The sequence below is a fragment of the Plesiomonas sp. ISS29 genome (assembly GCF_056522795.1).
In genome coordinates this window covers 433,463-448,566 of the sequence record NZ_JAWRZQ010000001.1, presented here as the reverse complement: position 1 = coordinate 448,566, position 15,104 = coordinate 433,463, and the positions used below count along the sequence as shown (strand labels likewise).

At 49.5% G+C, this 15,104-nt stretch carries 9 protein-coding genes, 5 tRNA genes and 3 rRNA genes; 15 read left to right on the top strand and 2 right to left on the bottom strand.

What is annotated here, in order from left to right; translation table 11 throughout:
* From rfbA to AC1HDJ_RS01915, 11 genes are all read left to right on the top strand, one after another.
* A complete protein-coding gene (gene rfbA, locus AC1HDJ_RS01965) occupies positions 1–882 on the top strand; it encodes a glucose-1-phosphate thymidylyltransferase RfbA (protein ID WP_438622730.1) in 882 nt (293 codons plus the stop codon).
* Positions 860–1,570 carry a dTDP-4-amino-4,6-dideoxy-D-galactose acyltransferase gene (gene rffC, locus AC1HDJ_RS01960; protein ID WP_479536840.1) on the top strand — a complete coding sequence of 237 codons (711 nt, stop codon included), beginning with the start codon at positions 860–862 and terminating at the stop codon, positions 1,568–1,570. Before rfbA ends, rffC begins: the two co-directional genes overlap by 23 nt.
* Before the next feature lie 5 nt (positions 1,571–1,575).
* The gene (gene rffA, locus AC1HDJ_RS01955; protein ID WP_479536838.1) at positions 1,576–2,706 is read left to right on the top strand and encodes a dTDP-4-amino-4,6-dideoxygalactose transaminase; all 1,131 of its coding nucleotides are present in this window, start codon (positions 1,576–1,578) and stop codon (positions 2,704–2,706) included.
* Positions 2,707–2,708: 2 nt separating this feature from the next.
* Positions 2,709–3,959 carry a lipid III flippase WzxE gene (gene wzxE / locus AC1HDJ_RS01950; RefSeq protein WP_479536836.1) on the top strand — a complete coding sequence of 417 codons (1,251 nt, stop codon included), beginning with the start codon at positions 2,709–2,711 and terminating at the stop codon, positions 3,957–3,959.
* Positions 3,956–5,065, top strand: coding sequence for a TDP-N-acetylfucosamine:lipid II N-acetylfucosaminyltransferase (locus AC1HDJ_RS01945; protein ID WP_479536834.1), 1,110 nt, complete (start codon positions 3,956–3,958; stop codon positions 5,063–5,065). Before wzxE ends, AC1HDJ_RS01945 begins: the two co-directional genes overlap by 4 nt.
* A complete protein-coding gene (gene wzyE, locus AC1HDJ_RS01940) occupies positions 5,062–6,384 on the top strand; it encodes an ECA oligosaccharide polymerase (protein WP_479536832.1) in 1,323 nt (440 codons plus the stop codon). The genes AC1HDJ_RS01945 and wzyE overlap by 4 nt, the downstream gene beginning before the upstream one ends.
* 2 nt (positions 6,385–6,386) lie before the next feature.
* Positions 6,387–7,127, top strand: coding sequence for a lipopolysaccharide N-acetylmannosaminouronosyltransferase (wecG, locus tag AC1HDJ_RS01935; RefSeq protein WP_479536830.1), 741 nt, complete (start codon positions 6,387–6,389; stop codon positions 7,125–7,127).
* Positions 7,128–7,246: 119 nt separating this feature from the next.
* Positions 7,247–7,323: transfer RNA gene (locus AC1HDJ_RS01930), tRNA-Arg, on the top strand.
* Positions 7,324–7,382: 59 nt separating this feature from the next.
* A tRNA-His gene (locus AC1HDJ_RS01925) sits at positions 7,383–7,458 on the top strand.
* A 63-nt stretch (positions 7,459–7,521) separates the two neighbouring features.
* Positions 7,522–7,608: transfer RNA gene (locus AC1HDJ_RS01920), tRNA-Leu, on the top strand.
* Positions 7,609–7,637: 29 nt separating this feature from the next.
* Positions 7,638–7,714, top strand: a tRNA-Pro gene (locus AC1HDJ_RS01915).
* Positions 7,715–7,928: 214 nt separating this feature from the next.
* On the opposite strand, the gene AC1HDJ_RS01910 is transcribed toward AC1HDJ_RS01915, so the two are convergent.
* Positions 7,929–8,573 (bottom strand): isochorismatase family protein, encoded by a 645-nt coding sequence (locus AC1HDJ_RS01910; protein WP_479536828.1) that lies wholly within the window; start codon positions 8,571–8,573, stop codon positions 7,929–7,931.
* 424 nt (positions 8,574–8,997) lie between these two features.
* Between AC1HDJ_RS01910 and AC1HDJ_RS01905 the strand changes: the two genes are divergently transcribed.
* The 4 genes from AC1HDJ_RS01905 (at position 8,998) to rrf (ending at position 13,959) form a co-directional block, all read left to right on the top strand.
* Positions 8,998–10,540: ribosomal RNA gene (locus AC1HDJ_RS01905) — 16S ribosomal RNA — on the top strand.
* 51 nt (positions 10,541–10,591) lie between these two features.
* A tRNA-Glu gene (locus AC1HDJ_RS01900) sits at positions 10,592–10,667 on the top strand.
* 127 nt (positions 10,668–10,794) lie between these two features.
* Positions 10,795–13,701, top strand: a 23S ribosomal RNA gene (locus tag AC1HDJ_RS01895).
* Between the two features lie 142 nt (positions 13,702–13,843).
* Positions 13,844–13,959 (top strand): 5S ribosomal RNA (gene rrf / locus AC1HDJ_RS01890).
* The 16S, 23S and 5S rRNA genes sit together here with 1 tRNA gene alongside, the layout of an rRNA operon.
* 247 nt (positions 13,960–14,206) lie before the next feature.
* Here rrf and AC1HDJ_RS01885 read toward each other — a convergent pair.
* A complete protein-coding gene (locus AC1HDJ_RS01885) occupies positions 14,207–15,103 on the bottom strand; it encodes a DMT family transporter (protein WP_479536826.1) in 897 nt (298 codons plus the stop codon).
* Position 15,104: the final 1 nt, after the last annotated feature.

The following is a 15,104-nucleotide window of genomic DNA, read 5'->3' as shown; positions in this document are numbered from 1 at the left end:
ATGAAAGGTATTATTCTGGCGGGCGGATCAGGTACGCGTTTGTACCCGATTACTCGTGGTGTCTCTAAGCAGATGCTGCCGGTTTATGACAAACCGATGATCTACTATCCGTTATCAGTATTAATGCTGGCGGGTATTCGCGAAATTTTGATTATCTCAACACCGGATGATCTGCCTGCCTTTGAGCGTCTGCTGGGTAATGGTGAGGATTTTGGTATTGAACTGAGTTATGCCGTACAGCCTAGCCCTGATGGGCTGGCGCAGGCGTTTATCATTGGTGAAGAGTTTATCGGTGATGACAGCGTATGTTTGGTATTGGGCGATAACATCTTTTTTGGCCAGTATTTCAGCGATAAGCTCAAAGCTGTGGCTGCCCGCCCGAATGGAGCTACCGTATTTGGTTATCAGGTGATGGATCCTGAGCGTTTTGGTGTGGTGGAGTTTGATGACAACTTCAATGCGCTCTCGGTGGAAGAAAAACCGCTGAAACCCAAATCGAACTGGGCGGTGACCGGCTTATATTTTTATGATAACCGAGTGGTCGAAATGGCCAAGCAGGTTAAACCTTCCGCCCGTGGTGAGCTTGAGATAACCAGCCTGAACGACATGTATCTGCAACAAGGCGAGCTAAAAGTTGAGCTACTAGGGCGCGGTTTTGCATGGCTAGATACCGGTACTCACGATAGCCTGATTGAAGCGAGCACTTTTGTCCAAACGGTTGAGAAACGTCAAGGTTTTAAAGTGGCGTGCTTAGAAGAGATTGCGTGGCGTAACGGGTGGATGACGGATGAACAAGTCGCCCGTACTGCACAACAATTGAGCAAGACCGGTTACGGTCAGTATTTGCAGACACTGCTTCATGTCCGTCCACGCCAATATTGAGTTTCTGGACTGGGAGTCGGCGTTTTTCGGCTTACCCAGCGCCAAGTTGCAGTTCTCTGAACAGGCACCTGCGCTTTGCACCGACGCTCTGCACGCTTATGCGGTGACGCAGGCAAAGATCCCCGCAGATCGCCTTGATCTGGCTGATAGGCTTGCCGATCTGGGGTTTCGGCTGGTGGAAGGTGAGGTTGATTTAGCCATGCCTCTGCCGGCGCTGGATTTAGCTGATTCCGTATCCGCGGGTGCACGCTACCGGCTGGCCGGTGAGGCCGATATTCCGGCCTTACAAGGGGGGGCGCGGGTGGCTTTTGCACTCAGCCGTTTTCGTGCGCCTTGGTATCAGCCGGAAGACAGTGGCCGTTTTTACGCTCGCTGGGTAGAAAACGGTGTGCGCGGCAGTTTTGACCATGCCTGTTTGGTGATAGAGCAACAGGGTGTTATCGAAGGGTTTGTGACGTTGCGTGATCTGGGCCAACAGCAGGCTCGGATTGGTCTTTTAGCCGCTATGCCTGCTTGCAGCGGGCGTGGCGTTGGTCAGCAGTTGATGTTAGCAGCACAGCACTGGTGTTTGGCGCGCGGAATACAGACTTTGCGCATCGCAACACAAGTTGGCAATCTGGCTGCTTTACGTCTTTATATTCGCAGCGGTGCCACCATTGTGGACACTGCCTACTGGTTTTACAGGTGATAACCATGATCCCGTTTAATGCCCCGCCGGTTGTCGGCACGGAATTGGAGTATATGCAGGCTGCAATGGGCAGCGGAAAACTGTGTGGTGATGGCGCATTTACCCGCCGTTGTCAGCAGTGGATGGAGCAGCATTTTGGCAGTGCCAAAGTGTTACTGACTCCTTCTTGCACCGCATCATTGGAAATGGCTGCAATTTTGCTGGATATCCAGCCGGGCGATGAAGTGATTATGCCAAGCTTCACGTTTGTCTCTACTGCAAATGCGTTTGTACTGCGTGGCGCAACCGTGGTGTTTGTGGATTTGCGCCCTGACACCATGAATATTGATGAAACCAAGATTGAAGCGGCGATAACCGAGAAAACCAAAGCGATTGTTCCCGTTCATTATGCCGGTGTGGCTTGTGAAATGGACAGCATCATGGCGCTGGCGGCCAAATACGATCTGTGGGTGGTTGAAGATGCCGCACAGGGTGTTATGTCGACCTATAAAGGGCGCGCGCTGGGTACGATTGGCCATATCGGTTGTTACAGCTTCCATGAAACCAAAAACTACACGGCAGGCGGTGAGGGCGGTGCGACGCTGATTAATGACCCTTCACTGATCGATCGCGCTGAAGTTATCCGTGAAAAAGGCACGAATCGTAGCCAATTCTTCCGTGGGCAAGTGGATAAATACACTTGGCGGGATATCGGTTCAAGCTATCTGATGTCTGATCTGCAAGCTGCGTATTTATGGTCACAACTTGAGGCGGCTGAGCAGATCAACCAGCGCCGTTTGGTGTTATGGAATACCTACTACAGCGCACTCAAGTCATTGGCGGATGCGGGCCGTATTACACTGCCATCTTGTCCGGCTGATTGCGCGCACAACGCACACATGTTCTATATCAAAATGCGTGATATGGATGATCGTAGTGCCTTTATCAGCTTCATGAAAGAGGCTGAAATCATGACGGTTTTCCACTATATCCCTCTGCATGCTTGCCCTGCCGGAGAGAAATTTGGCCAGTTCCACGGTCAAGATCAGTTCACCACCGCTGAAAGCGAGCGTTTAGTGCGTCTGCCCCTGTTCTATAACATGGATGATTTAACACAGCGCACCGTTATTCAAACGTTGCTGAACTTTTTTGCCTGATTATGTCACTGGCTAAAGCTTCGGTTTGGACTGCCGCCTCTACACTGGTAAAAATCGGTGTCGGGCTGTTGGTGGTCAAGTTACTGGCGGTCTCGTTCGGCCCACAAGGGGTGGGGCAAGCCGGTAACTTTATGACAATGGTGACCGTACTGGGGGTGCTCTCTGGTGCGGGTATTTTTAATGGCGTCACCAAGTATGTGGCCGAGTATCAACACGACAGCGTCCGTTTACGGGCGCTACTTGGCACCTCATCCGCCATTGTTGCCCTATTTTCTACTTTACTGGCCGTTATTTTTGTTTGTGCGGCTGGGCCTATCAGCCAACTGTTGTTTGATCACCGTGAAATGACGGCGGTGGTACAGGCGGTCGGTCTTATTCAGATGGGCATTGCCTATGCCAACTTATTTTTGGCCATCATCAAAGGTCAGCGTGATGCGATGGGTAATGCGCTGGCAGTCATTGGTGGCAGCATACTGGGCGTAGTGGCCTACAGCCTCTGTTTTTGGCTCGGTGGCTATACTGGGGCATTGGCTGGCCTCGCTCTTGTGCCGGCCATTGCCGTCCTCCCTGCAGCTACGGTATTGCTGAAACGAAAAACCATTCCGCTCGGCTATTTGCGCCCGACATGGGATCGTTTTTTTGCCAGCCATCTGCTGAAATTTACCGTGATGGTGCTGATAACCTCCGTCACTTTGCCTGCCGCTTATGTGATGCTGCGAAATTTACTGGCCGCCCGTTATGGTTGGGATGCCGTAGGCATGTGGCAAGGGGTGAGTAAAATTTCAGATGCCTATCTGCAATTTATCACTGCTTCATTTTCGGTTTATCTGCTGCCTACGCTGTCGCGTTTACAGGATAAAGATGCCATTGTGCGCGAGATAGGCCGCTCGCTGCGGTTTGTGTTGCCAGCTGTTGCGGCCGTCAGCCTGACGGTCTATTTACTGCGCGATGTTGCCATCTGGCTGCTGTTTTCTGCAGAGTTTCGCCCGATGCGCTCTCTGTTTGCATGGCAGCTCACCGGCGATGTCTTTAAAGTTGGCGCGTATGTATTTGGCTATTTGGTCGTGGCGAAAGCGGCACTGCGTTACTACTTACTGGCGGAAGTGTGCCAGTTTGTGTTGCTCAGCGTATTGGCCTATATCCTCATACCTATACATGGCGCGCTGGGTGCGGCTCAGGCTTATATGCTGACTTACATCCTCTATTTTTGCCTCTGTGTTGGGGCTTTTCTTATTTATCGAAAGCGTGCATGACAGCCTTAATCCATGTTTTGGGATCAGATATCCCACACCATAACCAAACGGTACTGAGCTTCTTTAATGATGTGCTCAGCCCACGTTTATCATCGCCCGAGCTGACCCGTGAGTTTTACGTGGTCAGCCGTGATTCGGCGCTGACACAGCGCTTCCCTCAACTGAATATCCGCTGTTTTGCCAGTAAAAAGCAGATTGCACAGGTGCTGCGTCAGCAAGCTAATAGTCAGCCGGAATCACATTTTATCCTGCACGGGCAGTTTAATATTCTGCTGTGGCTCTATCTGCTGGTGGGGTTTATTCGCCCAAAACAGGTGAGTTGGCATATCTGGGGCGCTGATTTATATGAAGACTCGACCGACTGGCGTTTTCGGTTATTCTACCGTTTGCGGCGAGTTGCTCAGGGGCGTGTCGGGCGCGTATTTGCTACCCGAGGCGATTTAAACTACTACCATCAGCGTTACCCTAACGTGGGGCAACAACTGCTCTATTTCCCTACCAAAATGGATCCAGCTCTGACGGGTGGGGTTCGTCACTGGATGCCTGCTGAACCGCTGAACATTCTGGTTGGTAACTCAGGAGACCGATCTAACCGGCACATTGACGCACTGCATGAGATTAAACTGCAGTTTGGCGAGCAGGTTCGAGTGCAGATCCCACTAGGCTATCCGGCGAATAATGAGGCTTATATCAGTGAAATTCGCCACTGCGCGGAAACCCTTTACCCTAACGGGCAGGTCACACTGCTGACTGAGCAAATCCCGTTTAACACCTATCTTGAACTACTGGCGCAGTGCGATCTGGGCTATTTTTTGTTTGAGCGTCAGCAAGGCATCGGCACGCTGTGCTTACTGATTCAAAGCGGTGTTCCCTTTGTGCTGAGCCGTAAAAACCCGTTTGGACAGGATCTGCAAGAGCAACATGTGCCGGTATTATTTAGCGGTGAAACCATCAGTTCTGCCCAGATACAGACAGTACAGAGCGTATTAGGGGAACTTGATCGTCAGCATATCGGCTTTTTTAACCCCAACTATATTCAGGGTTGGGAGCAGGCATTACAGCTGGCCGCTGGGCAGCAGGTACTCTCGTCAGGAGAAAAAGCATGAATCTGTTGGATTTTTCCGGCCTGCTGGTCGTTTATGTTGCCTCCCTTATCTTGATCCTGACGTTGGGTTATCGGGAGTTTCGCCGTGAGCGTTTTAACTTCAATATCTTTTTTACCCTGATCTATCTGCTGACCTTTTATTTCGGTTTTCCATTAACCTGTTTACTCTCATTTCAGTTTCATGTGCAAACTGAACCGCCAGAGTTTTTGATGTATGCGATGCTGGCATCTACTTGTTTTTATGCGATCTACTATGTCGTATATAAAACACGCTTAGTAAAACATGCGACACAAAGAAACTGGCTTAGTATGAATCGTGTAGAGGCAAATTTAACATGGATTTTATTGATGTTAGTTGCCGTCATTACGGTGGGTGTTTTCTTCCTGCAAAATGGCTTCTTACTGTTTAAACTGCAAAGTTACAATCAAGTCTTTTCAAAGGAAGTATCAGCTGTTGCATTAAAGCGGTTCTTCTACTTTTTTATTCCCGCTATGCTAGTAGTCTATTTTCTTAAACCCGATACTAAAGGCTGGATTTTCTTTTTAATTTCTACGGTGGCTTTTGGAATACTGACCTACGTGATTGTCGGCGGCACCCGTGCCAATATTATTATCGCGTTTGCCCTGTTTTTGTTTATCGGCATTATTCGCGGTTATATCACCCTTAGCATGTTGTTGGTGGCCGGTGTTGGTAGCATTGTCGGTATGTTCTGGCTGGCACTTAAACGCTATAGTTTGGATGTGACAGGGTCAGAAGCATTTTATACCTTCCTATATCTAACCCGCGATACTTTCTCGCCATGGCAAAATCTTGCGTTGTTACTGGAAAACTACCATAAAATTGATTTTCAGGGGCTAGCTCCGATCATCCGTGATTTTTATGTTTTTATTCCTTCCTCTGTCTGGCCTGATAGGCCGAGTTTGGTTATTAATACCGCCAACTATTTTACATGGGATATTCTAGAGTATTTTTCTGGTTTATTGGCCATTTCACCTACACTGATAGGTTCGCTGGTCATTATGGGGGGGGTGTTATTTATCCCTCTTGGCGCGGTTGCAGTTGGTTTATTAATTAAATGGCTAGATTGGCTGTATCGTTCTGGTAAAACAGAAACGAATCGCTACAAAGCGGCAGTTTTACAAGCTTACTGTTTCGGTAATGTCTTCACCATTATCGTCTTAGTCCGTGAAGGGCTTGATTCGTTTGTCTCACGGATAGTATTTTTCTCGATTATATTCGGGCTCTGCTTGCTATTGGCTAAATTACTGTACTGGCTGTGTGAAAGTGGCGGCTTGATCCGGCAGATAAAGGCGAAATAACAATGATGACGACTGATATTCCTAAATATACATTACGTGGGATAGAGATCTGGGGCTTTAGCGACATGTCTCAGTGTGTAGACTACTTGCTTGAGCCCAATGCCGTGAAAACCGGTACGCTCATTGCAATTAATGCCGAAAAAGTGATGACAGCCGAAGAGTCACCCGAACTTAATACCTTGTTGGCGAATGCTGAGTATAAATATGCTGATGGTGTCAGCATTGTAAACTCCATTCAGCGTAAATATCCGAATACCCACCGCCTAGAGCGCATACCCGGTTGTGAACTGTGGGAGGCGTTAATGGAGCAGGCGGGTAAACAGGGGCTGCCGGTTTTTCTGGTAGGCGGAACACAAGCCGTATTGAGTGAAACCGAAGAGAAACTGCGCCAGCAGTGGAAGGTAAATATTGTGGGCAGTCAAAATGGCTACTTTAGCGCTGAGCAGCGGCCTGAATTGTTTGAGCAAATCCGCGCCAGCGGTGCAAAACTGGTAACTGTCGCTATGGGTTCGCCTAAACAAGAGCTGTTTATGCGTGATTGCCGTTCTCACTACCCTGATGCTTTGTATATGGGAATTGGCGGTACATACGATGTATTTACCGGCCATGTTCAACGCGCCCCAGCCGTGTGGCGAAAATTGGGCATTGAGTGGCTTTATCGCTTACTGTCACAACCTACACGCTGGCGTCGACAAGTGAAGCTACTTAAGTATGTTGCGTATCATTTCAGCGGGAAACTGTAATTTTCACCCAATTTAGGCTAAAACATGACCATTCAGCCTTTTTTGTGAAAAAAAACACGAAAAGGGCTAGACAGGGGTAGGTGAAATCCGTAATATGCGACCCCGCAACGGCGCGTTGGGCGCCCGTAGCTCAGCTGGATAGAGCGCTGCCCTCCGGAGGCAGAGGTCTCAGGTTCGAATCCTGTCGGGCGCGCCATTTAAGTGCCAGACGTTGTGGAAACACAGCTGATATAAAATGTAGTAAATGATTCTATGGTGGCTGTAGCTCAGTTGGTAGAGTCCTGGATTGTGATTCCAGTTGTCGTGGGTTCGAGCCCCATCAGCCACCCCAGATTAAACAGCATGGCATACAGTATGCGGTGTTGAGAAAGAGCAAAAAGAAGTACAGTGATATGCGAAGGTGGCGGAATCGGTAGACGCGCTAGCTTCAGGTGTTAGTGTCTTAACGGACGTGAGGGTTCAAGTCCCTCTCTTCGCACCACAACTTCTTAGCGTAATAAAAAGATATTTCGGTGAGTAGCGCAGCCCGGTAGCGCAACTGGTTTGGGACCAGTGGGTCGGAGGTTCGAATCCTCTCTCACCGACCATCTTAGAAGAGCCCGCTCAATGAGCGGGCTTTTTGCTATCTAGCGGTAGCCACACCTCAGCTATGTCCCTTTATTCCTTTCCCAGCATCTTTCTTTAAATATCCTTTCTATATACCTAGAGATGTAGAGATAAAAATAATCCTATATCAGGATATAAAAAAAGAACCGCCACAACCGAACCCTATCGATGGCGGTATCAATCAAGCCTGTTGCATCAAGAGAGTACGCGTAGCGCATCAGCCATTTGAGTCGTGTTAGCAAAAAGCCGGATTCCAGCCTGTTCCATCTCACCACACGCTACCTGTGTTGACCCCGCAGCAATACCACGGCATGCCGCTAAATTCACCCACACCTGAAACAACCCTGTTTTATGTAATTGCAGCGCGGTAGTTTTCACACAGTAATCGGTCGCCAGCCCGCCGAGTAAAATAATCTTCACCTCATTAACACGCAGCCATTCAATCAATCCGGTACTCATTTTTTCACCCAGATCATGATAACAGGCCCCATAAGGGTGCAAATCCGCCTCAATTCCTTTCCAGACTACAAAATCGTACTCCGTAATAGCCGGTAAACCAGGAATAGTTTCAAAACCGCGTGTTCCGGGCACGGCATGCGCTACCCAAGTTAAATCTGCATTTGGGTAGTCTAAAGGCTGTAGCATTTGATCTGGCTGGGGAACAACCCACACAGCATTGGCCGGGTGCGCATCTTTAGTCAGAATACGTAACGTTGCTAGCGTCGCCTGCCGATTCAGCTCATCGGCAATCTGATCTCCCCCTTGTACCGGTAGCTCTGCGGGGCATAACGGTGAAAACGTACATTGTGGATCAACCTCAAGCGTAGCAATTTTCATCATCTCTCCTGTTATATAAGCCATAAAAAGGTAAAAACAGCACAAATAACTCGCAAAAATGGGCATCTTGATTGGATTTTCATCAAACAGATAGAAAAATGCAAATTATCCTCGATTATCCCTTGCACCAAACTCAAAACGCCCTATAATGCGACCCCACTGACACGGCAACAGCGGCGCAAGCTACTGAAAGCCAAGCAGTAAAGAATAAAACGCTTTTAAGGAATGTGAAAAACAGACCTTGACAGCCAAAGGGAAATGCGGAATAATGCGCGCCCTGTCAACGTGAAAGCGCTGGCACTGCTCTTTAAAAAATTAATCAGACAATCTGTGTGGGCACTCGTTGAAGACGCTGACTATCCAAAAGATACTTAGTTAAACGAGTGACTGACAATTTATTTGCTAGTTATTTCGAGCGACAAACTTTAAATTGAAGAGTTTGATCATGGCTCAGATTGAACGCTGGCGGCAGGCCTAACACATGCAAGTCGAGCGGTAGCACAAAGAAGCTTGCTTCTTGGGTGACGAGCGGCGGACGGGTGAGTAATGCCTGGGGATCTGCCCGATAGAGGGGGATAACTACGGGAAACTGTAGCTAATACCGCATAACGTCTACGGACCAAAGTGGGGGCTCTTCGGACCTCATGCTATCGGATGAACCCAGGTGGGATTAGCTAGTTGGTGGGGTAATGGCTCACCAAGGCGACGATCTCTAACTGGTTTGAGAGAATGACCAGTCACACTGGAACTGAGACACGGTCCAGACTCCTACGGGAGGCAGCAGTGGGGAATATTGCACAATGGGGGAAACCCTGATGCAGCCATGCCGCGTGTGTGAAGAAGGCCTTCGGGTTGTAAAGCACTTTCAGCGAGGAGGAAAGGGAGCAGCTTAATACGCTGTTGCTATGACGTTACTCGCAGAAGAAGCACCGGCTAACTCCGTGCCAGCAGCCGCGGTAATACGGAGGGTGCAAGCGTTAATCGGAATTACTGGGCGTAAAGCGCACGCAGGCGGTTTGTTAAGTCAGATGTGAAATCCCCGCGCTCAACGTGGGAACTGCATTTGAAACTGGCAAGCTAGAGTCTTGTAGAGGGGGGTAGAATTCCAGGTGTAGCGGTGAAATGCGTAGAGATCTGGAGGAATACCGGTGGCGAAGGCGGCCCCCTGGACAAAGACTGACGCTCAGGTGCGAAAGCGTGGGGAGCAAACAGGATTAGATACCCTGGTAGTCCACGCTGTAAACGATGTCGATTTGGAGGTTGTGCCCTTGAGGCGTGGCTTCCGGAGCTAACGCGTTAAATCGACCGCCTGGGGAGTACGGCCGCAAGGTTAAAACTCAAATGAATTGACGGGGGCCCGCACAAGCGGTGGAGCATGTGGTTTAATTCGATGCAACGCGAAGAACCTTACCTACTCTTGACATCCAGAGAATCCTGTAGAGATATGGGAGTGCCTTCGGGAGCTCTGAGACAGGTGCTGCATGGCTGTCGTCAGCTCGTGTTGTGAAATGTTGGGTTAAGTCCCGCAACGAGCGCAACCCTTATCCTTTGTTGCCAGCGCGTAATGGCGGGAACTCAAAGGAGACTGCCGGTGATAAACCGGAGGAAGGTGGGGATGACGTCAAGTCATCATGGCCCTTACGAGTAGGGCTACACACGTGCTACAATGGCATATACAAAGGGCGGCAAGCTAGCGATAGTGAGCGAATCCCATAAAGTATGTCGTAGTCCGGATTGGAGTCTGCAACTCGACTCCATGAAGTCGGAATCGCTAGTAATCGTAGATCAGAATGCTACGGTGAATACGTTCCCGGGCCTTGTACACACCGCCCGTCACACCATGGGAGTGGGTTGCAAAAGAAGTAGGTAGCTTAACCTTCGGGGGGGCGCTTACCACTTTGTGATTCATGACTGGGGTGAAGTCGTAACAAGGTAACCGTAGGGGAACCTGCGGTTGGATCACCTCCTTACCTGCGATACCAGCCTTTGGCTGAGTGCTCACACAGATTGTTTGAAGTTGCGTCCCCTTCGTCTAGAGGCCTAGGACACCGCCCTTTCACGGCGGTAACAGGGGTTCGAACCCCCTAGGGGACGCCACAATTGCTCTTTAAAAATTTGGAAACAAGCTGATAAATAACTGAAGTTCTTAAGAACAAGCGTCTTGAGAAACTGGCATATGACCAGTTTAGTACTTTCATCAATCTGAAATAATTTTGGGTTGTATGGTTAAGTGACTAAGCGTACACGGTGGATGCCTTGGCAGTCAGAGGCGATGAAGGACGTGCTACCCTGCGAAAAGGGTTGGTGAGCTGGGATGAAGCGCTATTAACCAACCATGTCCGAATGGGGAAACCCACCTAAGATAACTTAGGTATCGTTAAGTGAATACATAGCTTAACGAGGCGAACCGGGAGAACTGAAACATCTAAGTACCCCGAGGAAAAGAAATCAACCGAGATTCCGTTAGTAGCGGCGAGCGAACGCGGAGCAGCCCAGAGTCAACATCAGCCAGTGTGTTAATGGAACGGCCTGGAAAGGCCGGCGATACAGGGTGATAGCCCCGTACATGAAAGTGCACTGGTTGTGAGCTCGATGAGTAAGACGGGACACGTGGTATCCTGTTTGAAGATGGGGGGACCATCCTCCAAGGCTAAATACTCCTGACTGACCGATAGCGAACCAGTACCGTGAGGGAAAGGCGAAAAGAACCCCTGTGAGGGGAGTGAAATAGAACCTGAAACCGTGTACGTACAAGCAGTAGGAGCACCTTCGTGGTGTGACTGCGTACCTTTTGTATAATGGGTCAGCGACTTATATTCTGTAGCAAGGTTAACCGAATAGGGGAGCCGTAGGGAAACCGAGTCTTAATAGGGCGCTTTAGTTGCAGGGTATAGACCCGAAACCCGGTGATCTAGCCATGGGCAGGTTGAAGGTTGGGTAACACTAACTGGAGGACCGAACCGACTAATGTTGAAAAATTAGCGGATGACTTGTGGCTGGGGGTGAAAGGCCAATCAAACCGGGAGATAGCTGGTTCTCCCCGAAAGCTATTTAGGTAGCGCCTCGGACGAATACCTACGGGGGTAGAGCACTGTTTGGGCTAGGGGGTCATCCCGACTTACCAACCCCATGCAAACTCCGAATACCGTAGAGTACTATCCGGGAGACACACGGCGGGTGCTAACGTCCGTCGTGAAGAGGGAAACAACCCAGACCGCCAGCTAAGGTCCCAAAGTCATGGTTAAGTGGGAAACGATGTGGGAAGGCTCAGACAGCTAGGATGTTGGCTTAGAAGCAGCCATCATTTAAAGAAAGCGTAATAGCTCACTAGTCGAGTCGGCCTGCGCGGAAGATTTAACGGGGCTAAACCATGCACCGAAGCTGCGGCAATGACGTTTAGGCGTTATTGGGTAGGGGAGCGTTCTGTAAGCGGTAGAAGGTGTGCTGTGAGGCATGCTGGACGTATCAGAAGTGCGAATGCTGACATAAGTAACGATAAGGGGAGTGAAAAACTCCCCCGCCGGAAGACCAAGGGTTCCTGTTCAACGTTAATCGGAGCAGGGTGAGTCGACCCCTAAGGCGAGGCTGAAAAGCGTAGTCGATGGGAAACGGGTTAATATTCCCGTACTTGTGGTGACTGCGAAGGGGGGACGGAGAAAGTTAGGCTATCCGGGCGACGGTTGTCCCGGTTTAAGCGTGAAGGTGGGAAGACTAGGTAAATCCGGTTTTCTGAATAACACTGAGGCGTGATGACGAAGCACTACGGTGCTGAAGTAGCTGATACTACGCTTCCAGGAAAAGCCTCTAAGCATCAGGTCACCAGAAATCGTACCCCAAACCGACACAGGTGGTCAGGTAGAGAATACTCAGGCGCTTGAGAGAACTCGGGTGAAGGAACTAGGCAAAATGGTGCCGTAACTTCGGGAGAAGGCACGCTGACGGTAGGTGAAGTCCCTTGCGGATGGAGCTGAAGTCAGTCGAAGATACCAGCTGGCTGCAACTGTTTATTAAAAACACAGCACTGTGCAAACACGAAAGTGGACGTATACGGTGTGACGCCTGCCCGGTGCCGGAAGGTTAATTGATGGGGTTAGCGCAAGCGAAGCTCTTGATCGAAGCCCCGGTAAACGGCGGCCGTAACTATAACGGTCCTAAGGTAGCGAAATTCCTTGTCGGGTAAGTTCCGACCTGCACGAATGGCGTAATGATGGCCAGGCTGTCTCCACCCGAGACTCAGTGAAATTGAAATCGCTGTGAAGATGCAGTGTACCCGCGGCAAGACGGAAAGACCCCGTGAACCTTTACTATAGCTTGACACTGAATATTGAGCCTTGATGTGTAGGATAGGTGGGAGGCATTGAAACGTGAACGCCAGTTTGCGTGGAGCCGACCTTGAAATACCACCCTTTAATGTTTGATGTTCTAACGTGGTCCCGTAATCCGGGATGCGGACAGTGTCTGGTGGGTAGTTTGACTGGGGCGGTCTCCTCCTAAAGAGTAACGGAGGAGCACGAAGGTTGGCTAATCCTGGTCGGACATCAGGAGGTTAGTGCAATGGCATAAGCCAGCTTAACTGCGAGACGGACAGGTCGAGCAGATACGAAAGTAGGTCATAGTGATCCGGTGGTTCTGTATGGAAGGGCCATCGCTCAACGGATAAAAGGTACTCCGGGGATAACAGGCTGATACCGCCCAAGAGTTCATATCGACGGCGGTGTTTGGCACCTCGATGTCGGCTCATCACATCCTGGGGCTGAAGTTGGTCCCAAGGGTATGGCTGTTCGCCATTTAAAGTGGTACGCGAGCTGGGTTTAGAACGTCGTGAGACAGTTCGGTCCCTATCTGTCGTGGGCGTTGGATGATTGAGGGGGGCTGCTCCTAGTACGAGAGGACCGGAGTGGACGTATCTCTGGTGTTCCGGTTGTCACGCCAGTGGCATTGCCGGGTAGCTAAATACGGAAGAGATAAGCGCTGAAAGCATCTAAGCGCGAAACTTGCCCCGAGATGAGTCATCCCTGAGGCCTAGAGCCTCCTAAAGGGTTGTTGGAGACTACGACGTAGATAGGCAGGGTGTGTAAGCGTAGCGATACGTTGAGCTAACCTGTACTAATTGCCCGTGAGGCTTAACCATACAACGCCAAAGTTATGTTGGACGATGAAGTATTAGACGTGTTTTTGAGAACAAAAACAGAATTTATCAGTGCGTTTTCAGATTTAGCGTAATGGCTAGCACAGTTGTGTTGGCGGTTATGTAAATAGATTAAAAGAATTTGCCTGGCGGCGATAGCGCGGTGGTCCCACCTGACCCCATGCCGAACTCAGCAGTGAAACGCCGTAGCGCCGATGGTAGTGTGGGGTCTCCCCATGCGAGAGTAGGGAACTGCCAGGCATCAAATAAGTAAGAAGCCCATCCGAAAGGATGGGCTTTTTGCGTTGTTGCACTTTATTTATTAAATAAGTTTATTAAAACTTATTGGGGATTTTTGATGGGCACACGTGAGTGATTTGCTTAGTCTGGCTCGAGCATTGACTTACCAGCGGCCATGTAGCTTTATGTAACATCGTGGCCAAGAAACCACTTTCAGCATTAAAACAGCCATGTTTCTGAAACTTAGCACCACCAGTATCAGCCATTTTTAGTCAGAAGCCACAATTTTCTGGACAGGGGAGATGCTGAGCATTACCAGTGATAATACAACCAGCGACATTCCAATACACTCAGACTTGTCAGGGATCTCATCCAGGAATAACCAAGAAAAAAATATTCCGCACACAGGAACCCCCAAAGTAGTTAATCCGGCGGTACTCATTGGCAGACTCCGTAGTATAAATAACCAGAGACACCATGCTAGTGCTGTTGCAAATACAGCACTGTAGCCCAGTGCAAAAATAACTGGAGGTTGCCAGTTGATTGGGCCTTGCGGTATCAGTAAGGCGATAACACTCATGATTATCGCGGCATATATCATTTGCCAGGCTGTCAATGCGATTAGATCAGTAGCAGGATAGCGGATAAACATACGTTCGGTAGTGAGTACGCTGATAGCCCAGCTGATACCAGAAAAGAGCGCCGGTAAAATACCTTTCATGGAAGATAAATCCCATGGTTTCAGGATAAATATCAGCCCAGCAGAAGCGGCTAAGACAGCAATACCACGCAACCAGCCAATGCGATCTTTGTATAGAAGAACGGTGATTATCACCACCCAGAAGGGCATCGTATAACTTAGTAAGGCTGTTTGCCCTGCACCACCGCTCATTAATGCCCACTGCGCTAGCCCCACCATCCCGCAAGACTGAAATAGCGCAATGGCTAATGTGAAGGAAAATGGTGTAGGGCGAAGAGAGTGACATCGTAAAAGCTGTATCATAAATAATATACAGGCTCCAGAAATACATCTCAGGGCGGTAAAGTCAAATGCACCTATGTACTGAGTCACCTGTTTCATTACAATCCAACTGTAACTCCATATTAGGGTTAGTGTGACAAGAGAAAGGGCTGCCGGAAGAGGGTTATTAATTGAGAGGCGCATG